This window comes from Myxacorys chilensis, assembly GCF_059505265.1.
In genome coordinates this window covers 37,983-53,806 of the sequence record NZ_JCACKG010000186.1, presented here as the reverse complement: position 1 = coordinate 53,806, position 15,824 = coordinate 37,983, and the positions used below count along the sequence as shown (strand labels likewise).

General features: G+C 48.1%; 19 protein-coding genes. 7 read left to right on the top strand and 12 right to left on the bottom strand.

Annotated elements, in window-relative coordinates:
- Nucleotides 1–2: 2 nt before the first annotated feature.
- From AC5JLB_RS16270 to AC5JLB_RS16260, 3 genes are all read right to left on the bottom strand, one after another.
- Nucleotides 3–353 (bottom strand): DUF5615 family PIN-like protein, encoded by a 351-nt coding sequence (locus AC5JLB_RS16270; RefSeq protein ID WP_495874876.1) that lies wholly within the window; start codon nucleotides 351–353, stop codon nucleotides 3–5.
- Nucleotides 350–586, bottom strand: coding sequence for a DUF433 domain-containing protein (locus AC5JLB_RS16265; protein ID WP_495874875.1), 237 nt, complete (start codon nucleotides 584–586; stop codon nucleotides 350–352). Before AC5JLB_RS16265 ends, AC5JLB_RS16270 begins: the two co-directional genes overlap by 4 nt.
- A gap of 97 nt (nucleotides 587–683) precedes the next feature.
- Nucleotides 684–983 carry an N-6 DNA methylase gene (locus AC5JLB_RS16260; protein WP_495874874.1) on the bottom strand — a complete coding sequence of 100 codons (300 nt, stop codon included), beginning with the start codon at nucleotides 981–983 and terminating at the stop codon, nucleotides 684–686.
- Between the two features lie 266 nt (nucleotides 984–1,249).
- On the opposite strand from AC5JLB_RS16260, the gene AC5JLB_RS16255 reads away from it, so the two are divergent.
- Nucleotides 1,250–3,697 carry an endonuclease MutS2 gene (locus AC5JLB_RS16255; RefSeq protein WP_495874873.1) on the top strand — a complete coding sequence of 816 codons (2,448 nt, stop codon included), beginning with the start codon at nucleotides 1,250–1,252 and terminating at the stop codon, nucleotides 3,695–3,697.
- A 343-nt stretch (nucleotides 3,698–4,040) separates the two neighbouring features.
- Nucleotides 4,041–4,772 (top strand): MORN repeat-containing protein, encoded by a 732-nt coding sequence (locus AC5JLB_RS16250; protein ID WP_495874872.1) that lies wholly within the window; start codon nucleotides 4,041–4,043, stop codon nucleotides 4,770–4,772.
- A 179-nt stretch (nucleotides 4,773–4,951) separates the two neighbouring features.
- Here the strand turns inward: AC5JLB_RS16250 and ilvN are convergent, their stop codons facing one another.
- Nucleotides 4,952–5,470: an acetolactate synthase small subunit gene (gene ilvN, locus AC5JLB_RS16245; protein ID WP_162422217.1), complete on the bottom strand. Its 519-nt coding sequence runs from the start codon at nucleotides 5,468–5,470 to the stop codon at nucleotides 4,952–4,954.
- A 344-nt stretch (nucleotides 5,471–5,814) separates the two neighbouring features.
- Here ilvN and AC5JLB_RS16240 point away from each other — a divergent pair, with 344 nt between their 5' ends.
- Nucleotides 5,815–6,174: a phospholipid-binding protein gene (locus AC5JLB_RS16240; RefSeq protein WP_495874871.1), complete on the top strand. Its 360-nt coding sequence runs from the start codon at nucleotides 5,815–5,817 to the stop codon at nucleotides 6,172–6,174.
- 94 nt (nucleotides 6,175–6,268) lie between these two features.
- Here AC5JLB_RS16240 and AC5JLB_RS16235 read toward each other — a convergent pair whose 3' ends face one another.
- From AC5JLB_RS16235 to AC5JLB_RS16220, 4 genes are all read right to left on the bottom strand, one after another.
- The gene (locus AC5JLB_RS16235; protein ID WP_495874870.1) at nucleotides 6,269–6,922 is read right to left on the bottom strand and encodes a DUF6391 domain-containing protein; all 654 of its coding nucleotides are present in this window, start codon (nucleotides 6,920–6,922) and stop codon (nucleotides 6,269–6,271) included.
- Between the two features lie 109 nt (nucleotides 6,923–7,031).
- Nucleotides 7,032–7,892: a hypothetical protein gene (locus AC5JLB_RS16230; protein ID WP_495874869.1), complete on the bottom strand. Its 861-nt coding sequence runs from the start codon at nucleotides 7,890–7,892 to the stop codon at nucleotides 7,032–7,034.
- A 167-nt stretch (nucleotides 7,893–8,059) separates the two neighbouring features.
- Nucleotides 8,060–8,836, bottom strand: a complete 777-nt coding sequence (locus tag AC5JLB_RS16225; protein ID WP_495874868.1) for an RNA polymerase sigma factor SigF — start codon at nucleotides 8,834–8,836, stop codon at nucleotides 8,060–8,062.
- 522 nt (nucleotides 8,837–9,358) lie between these two features.
- A complete protein-coding gene (locus tag AC5JLB_RS16220) occupies nucleotides 9,359–10,189 on the bottom strand; it encodes a photosystem II manganese-stabilizing polypeptide (RefSeq protein WP_495874867.1) in 831 nt (276 codons plus the stop codon).
- A gap of 447 nt (nucleotides 10,190–10,636) precedes the next feature.
- On the opposite strand from AC5JLB_RS16220, the gene AC5JLB_RS16215 reads away from it, so the two are divergent.
- Nucleotides 10,637–10,987, top strand: a complete 351-nt coding sequence (locus tag AC5JLB_RS16215; RefSeq protein WP_495874866.1) for a hypothetical protein — start codon at nucleotides 10,637–10,639, stop codon at nucleotides 10,985–10,987.
- Between the two features lie 109 nt (nucleotides 10,988–11,096).
- Here the strand turns inward: AC5JLB_RS16215 and psbM are convergent, their stop codons facing one another.
- Both psbM and AC5JLB_RS16205 read right to left on the bottom strand, forming a co-directional pair.
- Nucleotides 11,097–11,210, bottom strand: coding sequence for a photosystem II reaction center protein PsbM (psbM, locus tag AC5JLB_RS16210; protein ID WP_495696840.1), 114 nt, complete (start codon nucleotides 11,208–11,210; stop codon nucleotides 11,097–11,099).
- 48 nt (nucleotides 11,211–11,258) lie between these two features.
- Nucleotides 11,259–11,651: a 2Fe-2S iron-sulfur cluster-binding protein gene (locus AC5JLB_RS16205; RefSeq protein ID WP_495874865.1), complete on the bottom strand. Its 393-nt coding sequence runs from the start codon at nucleotides 11,649–11,651 to the stop codon at nucleotides 11,259–11,261.
- Nucleotides 11,652–12,014: 363 nt separating this feature from the next.
- On the opposite strand from AC5JLB_RS16205, the gene psbB reads away from it, so the two are divergent.
- From psbB to AC5JLB_RS16190, 3 genes are all read left to right on the top strand, one after another.
- On the top strand, nucleotides 12,015–13,547 hold the full coding sequence (psbB, locus tag AC5JLB_RS16200; protein ID WP_495874864.1) for a photosystem II chlorophyll-binding protein CP47: 1,533 nt from the start codon (nucleotides 12,015–12,017) through the stop codon (nucleotides 13,545–13,547).
- Nucleotides 13,548–13,641: 94 nt separating this feature from the next.
- Nucleotides 13,642–13,737 (top strand): photosystem II reaction center protein T, encoded by a 96-nt coding sequence (locus tag AC5JLB_RS16195; protein WP_083622085.1) that lies wholly within the window; start codon nucleotides 13,642–13,644, stop codon nucleotides 13,735–13,737.
- Nucleotides 13,738–13,866: 129 nt separating this feature from the next.
- Nucleotides 13,867–14,472 carry a GNAT family N-acetyltransferase gene (locus AC5JLB_RS16190; protein ID WP_495874863.1) on the top strand — a complete coding sequence of 202 codons (606 nt, stop codon included), beginning with the start codon at nucleotides 13,867–13,869 and terminating at the stop codon, nucleotides 14,470–14,472.
- A gap of 18 nt (nucleotides 14,473–14,490) precedes the next feature.
- Here the strand turns inward: AC5JLB_RS16190 and AC5JLB_RS16185 are convergent, their stop codons facing one another.
- Nucleotides 14,491–15,090, bottom strand: coding sequence for a shikimate kinase (locus AC5JLB_RS16185; RefSeq protein ID WP_495874862.1), 600 nt, complete (start codon nucleotides 15,088–15,090; stop codon nucleotides 14,491–14,493).
- A 42-nt stretch (nucleotides 15,091–15,132) separates the two neighbouring features.
- Entirely contained in the window at nucleotides 15,133–15,765 is a 633-nt protein-coding gene (locus AC5JLB_RS16180) for a LapA family protein (RefSeq protein ID WP_495874861.1), read from the bottom strand.
- Between the last annotated feature and the right edge of the window lie 59 nt (nucleotides 15,766–15,824).

The following is a 15,824-nucleotide window of genomic DNA, read 5'->3' as shown; positions in this document are numbered from 1 at the left end:
TATCAATGCACAATCAATGCATCACGGCTGAGTTCGAGGTAATTATACTGCTCAAATAGCTCAATAACTTGAGTCAGATGATTCCCAAATAATGTCTCCAATTCAGAGTTTCTGATATTCCCTGTTGTCACCAGCAGAAGTTTGTAGGGACGTTGTTGAAGCAAAAACGACTCCAAAAAATCTGCATCTTTTGTAATCACAACTCGCTCCTGATCGACTGAAAGTTGATTAATCACAGAATCAGGTGTTGCGTTTTGGTCAGGTAACTCTCGGGTATGGACTACATCGTGACCTGCATCTCGTAAGCATTGTGCTAACCGCACAGGTAACTGGGCATCCACCAAAAACTTCATGAGGCAAACTTATAAATACTCTTCACCTGGCTTAAACGTGCCGCATACAACAGCGAAGCCAGAATATCCTCTGTTTCTAAATCGTCGTAGTCCGCCAAAATTTCCTCAGTCGTCATCCCCGAACTGAGCAACTCTAGCAAAAACTCAACTGGATACCTTAAATTCCGCACACAAGGCTTTCCGTGACAAATCTCTGAGTTGAGAGTAATACGTTGTAAAAGATTTTCACTCATTGTTTGCCTCCCGTTCGATCCTCTAAACACGATTGCAATGCTGCCTTTAATGCTAACCGCGTCTGGTCTGCCGCTGCTGCAGCTTCCTGATATTGCTTCAGCACCAGTGGGTCTTCGTGGCTGTCTGCGATCGCATAGGGTTCTTAATATCTAAGTTATAGCCATTCGCAATAATGCTTTCAACCGACTCTCTCCAAGCATATTCCGTCTCCTCGCGGTTCTCCCACCAAGCTTTTTCCACCTCAAACTCCTCAATGCGCATTGGCTTCGTCTTGTTATAAGACTGCGCTCCCTGTGGATAGGGATGCTCATAATACCAGACCTCACTCGTTGGCTCCCCTTTGGTGAAGAACAGAACGTCCGGTTGCCCAATGCTGGTGTAGGGGCAACACACCATTGGGCAACCGGACGATCGTATGCAGATTGCAATCGCGCAGCAGCTTTTCTTTGATGCGAGTCTTGGGTTGCGCTTGAAGTTCTACATTTATTTCGTCCAGACCAAAAGTAGGGTGGGTGTCTATTTATCCTCTGTTCTTTTAGCCTTTAGTGGGTTAAGAAATGCATTGAGAACCAGTGGTGATTTGAAATAATCCTTGCGACAGTGCAAAGTTCTCTAAAACCTTCTAAATTTAAGATAGTGGCTTTAATTGAAACAGTTGCACCTTGATTCAAAACGAAACTTTAGAATTACTGGAGTGGTCGCGACTATGCCAACATTTAGCGACCTTTGCTTCGACCAAGTTGGGCGCGATCGCGGCTCGTCAGCTTAAAATTCCAGCTACTCAGGTAGAGACAGAAGTGCTGCTGGCGCAAACGCAGGACGTTTATCAGCTAGAAAATCAGCTTACTACAGCACTCAGCTTTGATGGAATTGATGATATTGGCGGTTCGTTAGAGCGGGCTGTGCGGCACGGCATTTTGTCTGGATATGAATTACTTGCGATCGCAACAACATTATCGGGTGCAAGAACGTTAAGACGCACCATCGATAACCATTCTGATATCGTCATTCTGAACGATTTGGTATCAGAATTGCGAACCTACCCTGAAATCGAGCAGGAAATTTATCGATGCATCAATGATGACGGTAAGGTGAGTGAACGGGCAAGCCCGAAGTTAGCTGAAATTCGAGATAAACAACGTCAGGTGCGCGATCGCATCCATGACCTGCTGCAAAAACTGATGGGACGACATGCCAGCGCTGTTCAAGAGCAATTGATCACGCAGCGGGAAGGTCGGTTTGTCGTTCCGGTCAAAGCTACGCATAAAGATGTCATTTCTGGTATCGTCCACGATACGTCCATGAGCGGAGCAACGCTGTATGTTGAGCCGCATCAAACTGTGCAGCTCAATAATCAGCTTCGTCAGCTTCAGCGCCAAGAGCAGGTTGAAGAAGAAGCGGTACGACGAGTCTTAAGCGAACAAGTGGCGACCGTTAAGGACGATTTAGAGCGGCTGTTAGCAATTTGCACCACGCTGGACTTAGCAACCGCGCGATCGCGATACAGCTATTGGCTCGGTGCAAATCCGCCGCGCTTCATTGGACATCAAGCTGGTCAGCGGTCTGAACCAATCGTATTGCGTCAACTGCGCCATCCGCTGTTGATATGGCAGCAACAGCATGAGCAAGGAAACTCAGTTGTTCCGACTGACTTAAGAATTCAGCCTCATACCCGCGTGGTTGCTATCACGGGTCCAAACACAGGTGGCAAAACTGTTACGCTGAAGACCTTAGGACTAGCCGTTCTGATGGCAAAAGTAGGGCTATTCATTCCAGCCCGTGAACCTGTTGAGTTGCCTTGGTTTGATCAGGTCTTAGCCGATATTGGGGATGAGCAATCACTAGAACAAAGTCTATCCACTTTTTCAGGTCATATCCGCCGAATTAGCCGAATTCTCAATGCACTAGTCCCTGACACGGCTGCCCCAGCCGCAAGCGAAACACCAGCCGAAGCGCCGCATCAAGCCGCCAATTCGCTTGTACTCCTTGATGAAGTCGGGGCGGGTACGGATCCAACTGAAGGGTCTGCTCTAGCGATCGCGTTGCTCAAGTACCTCGCGGATCATGCCTCCTTAACGATCGCTACGACCCACTTTGGCGAATTGAAGGCCCTCAAATATGACGACGATCGCTTTGAGAATGCCTCTGTCGAATTTGACGACGTATTGCTTTCTCCTACCTATCGTTTGTTATGGGGCATTCCTGGACGCTCCAACGCCCTCACGATCGCGCGTCGTCTAGGACTAAATGAGGCTGTGATTCAGCAGGCGCAAACTCACGTTGGCGGCGCGACTGAAGATGTTAATCAAGTCATTGCTGGACTCGAAGCTCAACGTCGCCAGCAAGAAACCAAAGCCCAAGAAGCTGCGCAACTGGTGCAGCAAGCCGAACGGTTCTATCAAGAAGTGTCTGAAAAAGCGGCGAATTTGCGCGATCGTGAACGACAACTTCAACAGCAGCAAGAATTAGCCGTGCAAGAGGCGATCGCGCAAGCCAAGTCAGAAATCGCTAAAGTCATTCGCAAGCTTCAGCAAGGCAATGTCACCGCTCAAGACGCGCAACAGGCAACAGATGCTCTAAACCGGATCGCTGCGCACCGCTTACCATCGAAGCAGGAGCCGAAGCCGAAGCCCGGATACCGTCCAAAAGTGGGCGATCGCGTCCGCATTCCTCGTCTCGGTCAGACGGCTGAAGTTCTCGCCATCTCAGATGATGAAGAACTGAGCGTCCGCTTCGGCTTGATGAAGATGACCGTTCCGATCGACGATGTAGAATCGCTAGACGGTGAGAAGCCCGTCAAGAAAGAACCCAAACCTCAAGACGCTAAAAAGATGGCTCCTGCCCCCCCGCCACCCCCTCCTGCTCCGGCGATCCGAACGGCTCGAAACACGATCGATATTCGCGGTAGTCGTGTGCCTGATGCAGAAGTGGCGCTAGAGCGAGCGATTTCAGAAATTCAGGGTGCGATGTGGATTATTCATGGTCATGGAACCGGAAAACTGCGCCAGGGAGTTCACGAATTTTTGCGACAGCATCCGCGCATTGAGCGGTTTGAACTTGCTGATCGCGCAGATGGTGGTACGGGTGTGACGATCGCATATCCTTACTAGAACTTCCCGATGCTTGATAGGTAAGTGACTTTTGATGCGTTAGATTTGTCTAACTCGAACGACAATTTCATCAGCATCCTTAAAGAATGCTGATTTTTTGGTTTTAATCCTGTCGTTGCTAGTAGTGTAAACCTTGTTGATCAACCCTGATGCCGTGTTGTAAAGACGCAATGCATCGCATCTTTACAAGGGCGCTACGATCGTCAAACCATAGGCTCTACAAAACTACCTTCGTTTGGCGGGTTTGCGTTATCTCTAAAAATTCTTCGGGCACTCTGTATTCATAAGGCATTGTTACAAATCCCAATCAGCTTTTTTGCCAATCGAAGAGAGCGCATTACTTATGATTCGTCAACATCACTTTGGAAGTCTTGCGGCTTCTACTCTAGGCATCGCCTTCGTTCTTCATGCGCTGCCCACAAGTGCAGCCGCTTCAGCGGACGCCGCGCTTCGCCCCACATGTGAAGCTTCATCCGGCTCCAACGTCACTTGCGTCTACAGTAGCGGTGATAAGGATCTAGCACCCGCGAAGTATAAGTACTTCACAGGCGAAGTCCGCAATAAATTACCGAATGGATCGGGAGTGTTGGTCTACTCCAACAGCGATCGCTATGAAGGCACGGTGCGCAATGGTGTACCCAGTGGTCGCGGCATGTTCCTGTTTGCGAATAACGATCGCTACGAAGGCGAGATGAGAAACGGTCAGCCTCACGGGTACGGAAGCTTCATCTTTGCCAGCGGCGATCGCTACACCGGAGCCGTGCGAAACGGGCATCCTCATGGGCAAGGCAAGTTCATATATAGCAGTGGCAACATTTACACTGGTGGCTTTTATCTAGGTCAAGCGAAAGGCAATGGAACAATCACCTTTAAAAACGGCATTCGCTGTCAAGGGACATACTACAACAGCTCTTTAGAAGGCAAAGGAACATGTTCCTTCCCGCCCGGATATCCCTATATCAGCTATACAGGCGAACTGCGGCAAGGCGTTGCCGATGGTCGAGGAACGCTCACTTTTGCCGATGGTCGAAGATTCTCAGGTGAGATGCGGCAAGGTGTCCCGTATACGCCCTAACACTCGCTTTCCGCAAACCATTGATCCAGTAGGATTTTGAGTTCTATAACGATCGCTAAGTCCGTGAATTTAAAGAGCGGCGTATTCAAATCTCCGATTTCTTCGAGAAATCGGAGATTTTTGCACAATGGGAGGGCAATTTATTCTGTCGTACTGATCGCGGGTAGATAGAATAACTTCTACACTTTCGCTTCCAAAGATTTGAGAAACTCTGTATTAACTCCCGATTCCCGAGTCAGAGCGATTTTTCCTGTTCGCGCGATTTCTCGAATCCCAAACTTATTGAGAACTTGTACGATCGCGACCATTTTTCCCGGATCGCCCACTACTTCTAGCGTCAGAGAATCTTCCGCAACGTCTACGACTCTCGCTCGAAAGATTTGTGCCAACTCAACAATTTCTGAGCGATGCGTGCTACCGGCGTTCACCTTGAGCAACATCAATTCCCGCTCAACACACGGTACTTCCGTAATGTCCTGGACTTTGATCACGTTGATCAACTTATAGAGTTGCTTGGTCAATTGCTCAATGCTGCGATCGTCCCCTGGCACGACCATCGTAATTCGAGAGACCCCCATCTGCTCTGCCGGACCCACTGCCAAGCTCTCGATATTGAAGCCCCGACGAGCAAATAATCCTGCAATCCGAGATAGAACTCCGGCTTCGTCTTCAACTAGAACAGAGAGTGTGTGCTTCATCACGATCGGCTTTGTCTATAAAGGCTAACGATGCAAACTGTTTAAGCTTGCACCACCTATGAAAGTTCATTTTATCGCGCAACGTAATTATCCCCAAGCTCTTCTCGCCGCCTCAAGCTGCTTTTTACAGAAATCTTGACATTACATTCATCAGATGGAATTTTTGCGGTTCAATCAAGTTTGCATTGAGAACTCTTTCAGAACTTGCAAAGCAATTGCACTTGCTAGAACTCGTGAACCTTGAACGCAAAGATTTTTCTCTCCTACGACGGATCTAGTAGGACGGGCTAATCGTCTACCGTCTATGTTCAGGTCTAGAAAGCTGTTTTGGAGTTAGTAAAGTTATGGGTTGGTTAAAACGACTGTTCGGCATGGAAAAGCCCCAAAACCCTGAGCAGGCAATTAGTGGTCAAGCGGCTCCTCAAGCCACTGCCCAAGCTCCGGCAGGGGAAACGATCGCGCCCGAACGGATAGGTCTAAACGGAGAATACGATCAAAGTGGATTAGCAAAGCGAGTTGCTCTAGCGTTTGACCAAGATTCTCAAGTTGCGGATTGTGACACCGTCTGGGTAGCTCAGACTGGAAGCACTGTGGTTCTCAAGGGCAAAGCCCCGAGTCAAGATACCCTCAATCGGCTCGTTGAAATTGCTAATAATGTGAACGGATCTTCTACTGTGGATACTGGACAGGTTGAAATTGGCTAGTCTGCTTAGTTTTAGCCTCGTCTAACTAAAGTAGCCTCGTGGGGGCTACTTTTTTAGTGGTTAGTCACTCTTTCCTTATTGCTAATCAACAATGTTAATTAACCCATGCCGTTTGAATGAAATGAGTAGGGCGTCCCCAAGCATCTGGCTCGCCCTTGCGATCTGCGATAACCGCAACGTCCTGGATCGTCAAATTGAATGGAACGGCAGTTGTAATATACTGCTGTACCAGACGTCCAAGTTCTGGAGTCAGTTGAGTCGCTGTAGAAGCGGCAAACCCAAATCCCAATAATTGTTCAATCGGACCTCGCGGCAACAGTAAATGAACGCTAAATGCCAGCGATGCCGTCAATAGCATTCCGACCGAAAAATTAGTTCCACAGCGCGGATGAACGGCTAAGTTCCATTCTCCGCCCTTCATTCGAGTCAGTGCTTCTCTAGCCGCCCGCCGGACCTCCGAAGTTTCAACCTGACCGTAGAGATAAAATCCTTGTTCCGTCGATAGTCCACCGAGATTACCTGTATCAGTCCAGTTCGCATTGAAATCGATGTCAGGAATCGACGGATCAGAAGCACCACTTAAAACCCAGACAGTTGCGTGTTCTAATGCATGAACTTGTCTGACCATCAACAGTTCTTTCAGTCCAGGAATAAACCCAATTTGTCTTAGCAACTCTGTATCTTGAGTCGGCAGAGGTTCCGGAAGAAGAGAACTCCAAACATCTCTAGGCTGGTTAGTCGCTGTCATAACAACAACTCCGGGAAAAATGTGCGAAGGGTCAAAGCAGTACTTTCACTCTAACGTCTGTTTCCCAGAGGTTGCTGTAAACTGTTGCAAATTGTAGTTAGGGCTGACCTTAAGAAACTTGAGGGATATTTTTAGCTCTCATCATGGCAGTGGGTGTGCCTTGAGTTGGCGTTGCTTTTTCACCAACCCCTCTCGATACCTCAACGCCATTCTGCTCTAAAACCACGATCGGATCAGAACCCCTGTTCATTTCAATGCGTTTGACGAGAATCTGTCCATTGGAGAGGCGTTGCCCTGCTCCAACATAGCGACTCGTTGATTCGTTTGGCGCTTTGACAATGGCTTGCGGCACTCCACTCACCACAATCACACCTGACACCTCTACGGCTTCAGCCAACGTGGGTAGTGGGAGTGGTGGTAATGCAGCGATCGCGGATTTCCCAGGGTTTGAAGGGCTTAGTCCACGAGAAGCTGTCCCACCAGAAGCTGTCCCACGAGTAGCCGATCCACGAGAAGCTGTCCCACCAGAAGAGGCTGTCGCCACAGTTGGAAACGAGGGCAACACTTCTGGAGCGACAGGGAATGCTGGTAACGATGGCAAACCATTACTCGGGCTTTGAGAAGGAGCATTACTCGCTGGAAGATTGAAAGACAAAACGGGAGGCAACCCAGAGAACGGGTCTTTTTGCCCTTTTTTGTTGATTCTTGCCTGAACTTGCCGTGCCCGCTCTAGAGGCTCGGTTGATTGCAGTAAACCCGCAACGCGGGCACGGCTATTGCTTTTAGTTGCATTTTTCTCTGCCACAAGCGGCTTAGAGAAGGATTGTGTTGCTGTTGAGCCTTGATTAACAGAGCTTTGAGCAACGGATGGGGAAGGACTGGACGAGCTACTTGCATCGTCGCCCGTGCTACATCCACTCATCATGAGTGTTACCACTCCTGCACACATTACTAGCGATCGCTTATCCATTTCCTATCCCCAAAACTCTACTCCAATGACCTTTGCCAAAGTATGCCCGTCCTTGACATTTTTATTACTACACGATGAATTTGCGACAAACAATTCGCGTCATGAAAAATCCGCATGTTTGGATAGCACGGAGGAATATCTTAGTGATTTCACCTAATTAAGACAGCCTATTCTTCAGCAACCGTCATCAAGTTTTGAAGCAGATTCAATCCTTTCTTGACTTGTCGAGAAACGGTTACGGCACTAATTCCTAACCGCTCTGCCGTCTCTTTCTGAGTTAAGTCATATAAAAAGACAAACTCGATAACCTGTCGTGTCCGCATTTCTAGCTGAACGAGTGCCTGTTGAAGCCGAAGTTGGTCTTCTTGAGCAAGTTGAAAACTACGGTATTGGGTGTCAGGTACAAGATCGCCTAAAGAGGCGGTTCCTTCATCTTCATCACCGATCGGGGCATCTAGACTCAACAGCGATCGATTTTGAGACGCAAGTTTGATATCTTGCCACTCCACGAGCGGAATCTCTAACGCTTCGGCAATTTCAAGATCACTCGGATGACGGTGCTGTTCTGACTGAAATTCTCGAATCATCCACACCGCTTGCCGCTGCAAGGCTTGCCAACGCCTAGGAATACGAACTGATGGACTTTTATCTCGGAGGTAGTGCTGAATTTCACCTCGAATGTAAGGAATTGCGAAAGAACTAAAGGCGTGTCCTTTAGAAATATCGAAGCGCTCAACGGCTCGAATTAACCCAATGCACCCAACTTGGAGCAGGTCCTCATAGCTTTCTGTACATTGATTAGTCCAGTGATGAGCTTCTTTTCGGACTAACCCAAAATTAAGTTCTACAAGCTGATTGCGAGTCTCCGAGGAAGGAGCAACTTGATAGTCTCGCAAACGGTGTAGAGTTTCACTCCTCAATTCACCTGCAACAAAATTTGGCATGACGAAGTTCAGTGGGTAGAGCAGTCGCTAACATTACGTCAACTCATGTCGATGCTCGCGCTGAGAATTGTGCTGCAACACACAGCGCCTAGCGGTGACACAAGGTTGGAATCGAGGAAGGCTGACGCGATCGTGGAGAGCTTGGCAAAGTCATTTTTTCCGAAATTGCGCTCTGCGCTAATCACGGTCAAAAACGTTCTATTCTTAAAACTCAACAGACTCTACAGCTAGGGGGCTACTGAAGCTAGTTGTATTAATTCAAACTTATTTCTTTGCCCTGAATACTTACAACTGCATTTCCACTGAGATATGAAGTCGTGAATAGGTTGTATCCATTAAGTGCTTGATAAGACGCTCCTACTCTAGGAGGACTCCATCTAGAAGGTTCTGTAGAGATTTAAGCAATAAATTTAAGTAATAAAAAAGGGGCTAGTTGAAAGCCCCAAAAATCAGAGTATTAATCTAACGTTCTACTTACAAACTTAACGACTTGCAACAGAACACCTTGTCACTACTGAAGCATCAAACTTCAGGCGCAACTTGTGCGTAGAACAGTCCACGAATTTTCACATCACTTGCGGCGTGAGATCCCATGTCGGTTTCAGAAGGCTGGACACTCTCGAACGTTCCTGCAATTTCTCCAGTGGCGCTGTCGATTTTAGCAACTTGTAAAGAAATCACTCCTTTGTCCAACTGAAACTGCTTGACATTCTCTTTTAGCAGTTGGTCGCTGTCCGCACCTCCTCCTGGTAGAGCGACCGCATTATCGTAGCCAGTCGTTAAGCCACGACCCTTTGGATCAAGGAAGTTAGATGTCCGGTAAGACGGAACGCGGAATTCACCCGTCAAATCAGTAGACGTATTAATGTTTCCTGAACCTGGTTCGCTAGTCGCCACTAAACCTTTAATGGTAAATAGAAATGGAACCCGCTCTCCACCCGGTAGCTGAACAGTAACAGGTTGGAAATCAAGCCCGTCTTCCTCAACAAACGTCAGGCTCCCATTGGAGTTGATCTTCAATTTGCCTGACACTGCATCAATTGACGATGTGTAGCGAGTCATCACTTTAGCAGGAATGAACTCAGCTTCCCTGCGCTTGTTTGAGCTTTCCTCTCTGACAAAGAAAGTGGTCGGCTGCAAGCACAAGTTGTTAATAGAATAGGTTTTGCTGCTGTCAAGCGGAAGCGAACCGCGAGACGTTTCTTCGAGTTGTGGACAGGAGTTAGCCAATCCTGTATTTCGGATTTGCTCATAGGTTAACCCTTCCGTACTAGCGGCGGGAGCTTCACTACAAGCAGTTAGCACACTTAGGCAAAATGCCAAAAATGTGACGATTAAAGCGCGATACCTCATGGTCAACCTCAAAGTCAATGTAAAAAAGTCCTAGCAGTGCGTTCGGGTCGGTCTGACATTATCTGACAGTAAGGAAGGGGTATGACCTTAATCACCGCCTTGACAAAGCGGTTACTCCTTGAAAAATGACATCTCAGATTTCGTGCCATAAGTGTCAGGAAAAATCCCTAAGCGGCTGTCAGGTGTGATGGAATTTCTATAAATTCTGAAGATGATTCAAATCAAACCTCTCATAGCATTTTACAGACTTTAGTAAACTTTTTAAGAATCCAATTTTGTAAAACAGATTTCTAAAAAAATTGCCCCATTTCAGCTACCTTCAGCAATTTGCACAGCTAGTTTTCGTCAAGCACATTTTACAAATCGAAATAAGGTACTCTAAATCAGTTTGGTCACCATTGCCCTAGTCTGTAAAACCACGGTCAATGTTTCAGAGGATAAAGATTTATGAGTTATGACGCAGAGCCTAGAGTGATAGGAGAATCACCAGAGCTAGAACAAATTAGAAAGTCAGTTAAGCAGATTGCGGGAGAATCCCGAGGAGAAACGTTAGAGCTACTGTCTTTGCTCAGATTCTTGGAAAGTCTGCATCGTGAGATCAGCGAAGGGCTGTTCCAGGACTCGTTGCCCAATAATCGGCAAGCGCTTTATGCTTTGCTAAAAGATATTGAGGCAAATGGAGGATGGCCTTACATTTGCAGAATGCGGATTCAAGCATTTCTGAAAAATTTGGAGGGGGATACAACTCACTCCACCATTGCTGAAGGAACCGCACCCGATGCTGGTAGCTCCAAGTAGTTGCGGGTTCCATCGAAAAAGCGCCGCGATCCTTCGAGCTTGGCAAAGCCAATCGCACAATCGATTCTCGGCGCTTAGAGTATAGATTTAGTGAAGTTGCAATCAACTTCTACTTGTCGTCGGCTTGACGGCTGGCGGTTTGAATGTAAAGAATCAACAAGAAAACGCTGGGAACCAGCACAAACAGAATGGTGGCAACAAATCCTAAATCGTTAACTTGCATAAAAATCAGTCCTTCCTAACTGCTGCATCAACACTTTACAGAATACCACTAAGGTTTTGTCTTAACGCTAACCGGGCCATTGACTAGCGTCTGACATGCCAAACGATAGGTCTCTGGCTTCTTTTTAAGTTTACGATTCTCAACATCGGTACGAGGAGAAAGGTTTTCCATACCTTCAACAACCTCAACAATGCACGTCCCGCACTGACCGTATCCACCACAGTTCATCATTTTGCCAGTGAAGGTGTATAGGTCAATGTTGTTCTCGATCGCTTTGAGGCGTAAATTCGCGCCTTGGGTGGCAAAAGCGACTTTGTCTTCCTTCACAAATGTGATGCTGGCAGATTGGAAGCTGGATTTTGAAGGCTCTTGAACTATCTCAGCTTCGGGGGATGGTAAATCATCGTTAGCAGATTGAAGGTCAGAGTTTACTGGCTGCATAAGGGTCGCTCTTCAAAGAAACGGGACTCGTTAGGACAATCGAACAAAGAGACGTGAATGTAGTTAGTATGTCTGAAAGTTAAGAAATATTAACAGCTCAAGTGTAACGTTTATCAATTGCTCAGGCAAACTAGACTTGCTTGCAATCGCCTCTAACACTGGTTACACTTCTTTATACACTTTGATTTTCCCAAATACAGGGTCAACCTGTCTACATACTTCCAAGGGGAGAGTATTAAGAGGCAGACATGGCCCGGTTAGAAGTCGGCTCTAGTCTGGTAAATTTACCAATATCCGGCACTTTTAACAAAAGGCTGAAAGAAGCGTTGCAGTAGACGTAATTTATTAGGAGGAGAGTAGTCAATGGGACTACCCTGGTATAGAGTTCACACCGTCTTGATTAATGATCCAGGACGGTTGATTGCAACTCACTTGATGCACACCGCACTTGTTGCGGGCTGGGCAGGATCAATGGCGCTTTACGAGCTTGCGATCTTTGATCCCAGCGATCCAGTTCTAAACCCGATGTGGCGGCAAGGCATGTTTGTGCTGCCGTTCATGTCGCGTTTAGGAGTTACCTCATCTTGGGGGGGCTGGAGCATCACGGGTGAGAGTTTTACAGACCCTGGCTATTGGTCATTTGAAGGGGTTGCGATCGCGCACATCATTCTGTCGGGTCTGTTGTTCTTAGCGGCTTGCTGGCACTGGGTTTACTGGGATTTAGAACTCTTCAGAGATCCCCGTACGGGTGAGCCTGCATTGGACTTGCCGAAAATGTTCGGAATTCACTTGTTCCTGTCGGGATTACTTTGCTTCGGGTTCGGAGCATTTCACCTAACTGGGTTGTTTGGTCCAGGCATGTGGGTGTCTGATGCCTACGGATTGACCGGGCATGTGCAGCCTGTCGCGCCAGAATGGGGTCCAGCCGGATTTAACCCATTCAATCCAGGTGGCGTCGTGGCTCACCACATTGCAGCGGGTGTAGTCGGGATTATTGCTGGACTATTTCACCTGAGCGTGCGCCCACCTGAGCGTCTCTATAGAGCCTTGAGAATGGGTAATATCGAGACCGTTTTGGCAAGCAGTATCGCGGCGGTATTCTTCGCGGCGTTTGTTGTGGCAGGCACGATGTGGTACGGAAACGCAACCACTCCGGTCGAGCTATTTGGTCCGACTCGCTATCAATGGGATAGTGGCTATTTCGGGAAGGAAATTGAGCGTCGGGTTCAAAACGACATTGCCGATGGTGCAAGCATGCAACAGGCATACGAGCAGATCCCTGAGAAACTAGCGTTCTACGACTATGTTGGTAACAGCCCCGCAAAAGGTGGTTTGTTCCGTACTGGTCAGATGAACAAGGGAGATGGTATTGCTCAAAGCTGGCTCGGGCATCCGGTGTTCAAAGATAGCGAAGGTCGCGTGCTGTCTGTTCGCCGTCTGCCGAACTTCTTTGAGAACTTCCCTGTTGTGCTTCAGGACGAAGATGGCGTGATTCGGGCTGACATTCCGTTCCGTAAGGCGGAATCGAAGTATAGCTTTGAACAAGCTGGCGTCACGGCAAGTTTCTACGGCGGCAAGCTCGATGGTCAAACGATCAGCGATCCGGCTGTTGTGAAGCGCTATGCCCGTTCTGCTCAGCTAGGCGAGCCGTTTGAATTCGATCGTGAAACCCTTAACTCGGATGGTGTGTTCCGCACCAGTCCTAGAGGATGGTTTACCTTTGGTCATGCGGTGTTTGCGCTGCTCTTCTTCTTTGGTCATATTTGGCATGGTTCTCGCACCATCTTCCGGGATGTGTTTGCGGGTATCGACCCAGATATGTCAGAAGAGCAAGTCGAGTGGGGCTTCTTCCAGAAGTTGGGAGACAAGTCTACTCGTCGGAAAGAGCCTGTGTAAAGGTTGTTTAGAAGGTCTAATCGGGAATGTTTACATCTCGATTAGACCTTCTGAATTTCGTTAGACTGAACTAAAGTCACTAGGACATTCTGATATGGAAAGCGTTGCTTACATTCTCATTCTTGCCTTGGCACTAGGCGTACTCTTTTTTGCGATCGCCTTCCGGGAACCGCCTCGGATTGGCAAATAGGGCGAAGACGCCCGACTATTGAAGCCTGTCTAGCGCTGATATGTTTAGCTAGGCAGGCTATTTTTTGAGCAGATTTTGAGTCTAGGGTCTACACTAAACCTGAGATATTGAGTTCTCTGTAGCAGCGACGTGAATATTTCTCACCAGCAAGATCTACCAGAATCGTTTTCGGAAGCGCATTATCTAGTTCGCGCCATTCGGCAACAAGATTTGTTTGAGGCGGCGGGAGTGTTAGCAGACAGCTTTCCGCTCAATCCAGAATTTTTGCGCTGGCTGATTCCGGTCATGCGCGTTGGCATTTATGAAGATTTGCGGAGCCGGTTGCGGGCTGCTTCGCCTCACTACGCCTGCTTAGTTGCGGTAGATACCTCAAGATCGTCAGGAACGGAAGAAGATTGTCTGGTGGGAACGGTAGAAGTTGGATTACGGAATGAGAGTCCGTGGCAGGTACGGACGAATCATTATCCTTACCTATCTAACCTAGCGGTTCGGGAAGACTATCGGGGTCGCGGCATTGCCAAGAAGTTATTGGCGACCTGCGATCGTATAGTGACAGGCTGGGGATTTCAGGAAATTTATTTACATGTGCTGGAAACCAATAATTCAGCGCGACAGCTTTACTTTAAGGCTGGCTATCAGGTAGAAGAAACTCAGAGTGGATGGAGTTCGTTCCTGTTTGGTCAACCTCAGCGAATGTTGTTGCACAAAAAGCTAGAGAAAAGAACGAATGTTTAGGATCTAATGCGCTTGGATCTAGTTGGCTTCGGGCGAATGGAGCTGAAAGGGCATTTCTGCGTTCAAGCGTTCGGTTTGCTGATCTAACTGGCGCTTTTCTTCGCATTTCCGAGCGATCGCATCGATGGTCTTTCGCGCTACCTGATCGGCAGTATCTGTCTGAGCTACAGTAATTCTGATATCTGCCTGAGCATACAGAGCTTGGCGCTCACTCAATAGCTGAGTTAGCTTCTCGTGGATGTCCTGATGCTGTATGAGGGGACGAGTCGAGTCATTCTGAAGGCGCGATCGCAGCACCTCGATCGGCACCTCGATCCAAATGATTACACCGTGCCGCAGAAAGCTCCAATTCTCGCGCTTGAGAACAATTCCGCCTCCTGTGGCGATTACTTTATTCGTTCTGGCACATACTTCAGCCAGCGTCGCCGTCTCCAATTGCCGGAAAACCGGTTCTCCAGATTGATCAAAAATCGCGGGAATCGATTGGCGAGTGGCTTGCTCAATGAATTGATCGGTGTCGATAAATTGATAATCGAAGTGCTGGGCGAGCAGTCGCCCAATTGTGGTTTTGCCAGATCCCATCATGCCGATGAGATAGAGATTAACACCGTTTAACATACAGAATTTAGCACTAAGAATTTAGAATTTTAGACGCCTTGGTTAGCGTTGATCAGCATCATCGTCATCTAAGTTGCGATTAGGGGGAATGATCACCCGATAATCGGCATCCACCACATCAGATGGATTAGTTTTTGGCGGCTCTGGATCGCGATAGCTATAGGAGTAAGTAGAACCTGACCGAGAGCCTGACTTCGGCTCTTGGCGGACTTCGTAGTCGGTGCGACGGGGTGAAGAGCGAGAGTCGCGAGGTTCGTCCGTCCAGTCGTCAGAGTCATCAAACCAGTCAGAAGCGTCTTCGTCGCTCCAGTCCTCGCTAGTGGAGGATGGTTCCGGTGGAGTCGCTTTCCAAGCGGTTCGGGGAGACTCGACCGACTGAGTGTAGGAGGGCGGAGTGTAATAACTACTAGAGGACGGTTCGGATGAAACGCGAGGTGCGGTTGCGCGTCGAACAGAACGTCCGGCAGTGAAGCTATTGAGCCTAAACAGGATTGAGACGATGACAGTGGTGAGGATGCCTGCCGCGATCGCGCCTAATACCCAAATTGGTAGAGGAAAGGCGGGCGATCGCAGCCCCAAAAAGACGAGTTGCATTGGGGCAAACCAATTCTGCACTGCAAACAGCGCCAGCAATCCGACAACGACGAGCAAAACGACTAAACGCAGAAGAGACATCAGGAATCAGCAGTTTACTAGGCTCGTTATCAGCTTATCGCATGGCGCTACAGACAGGT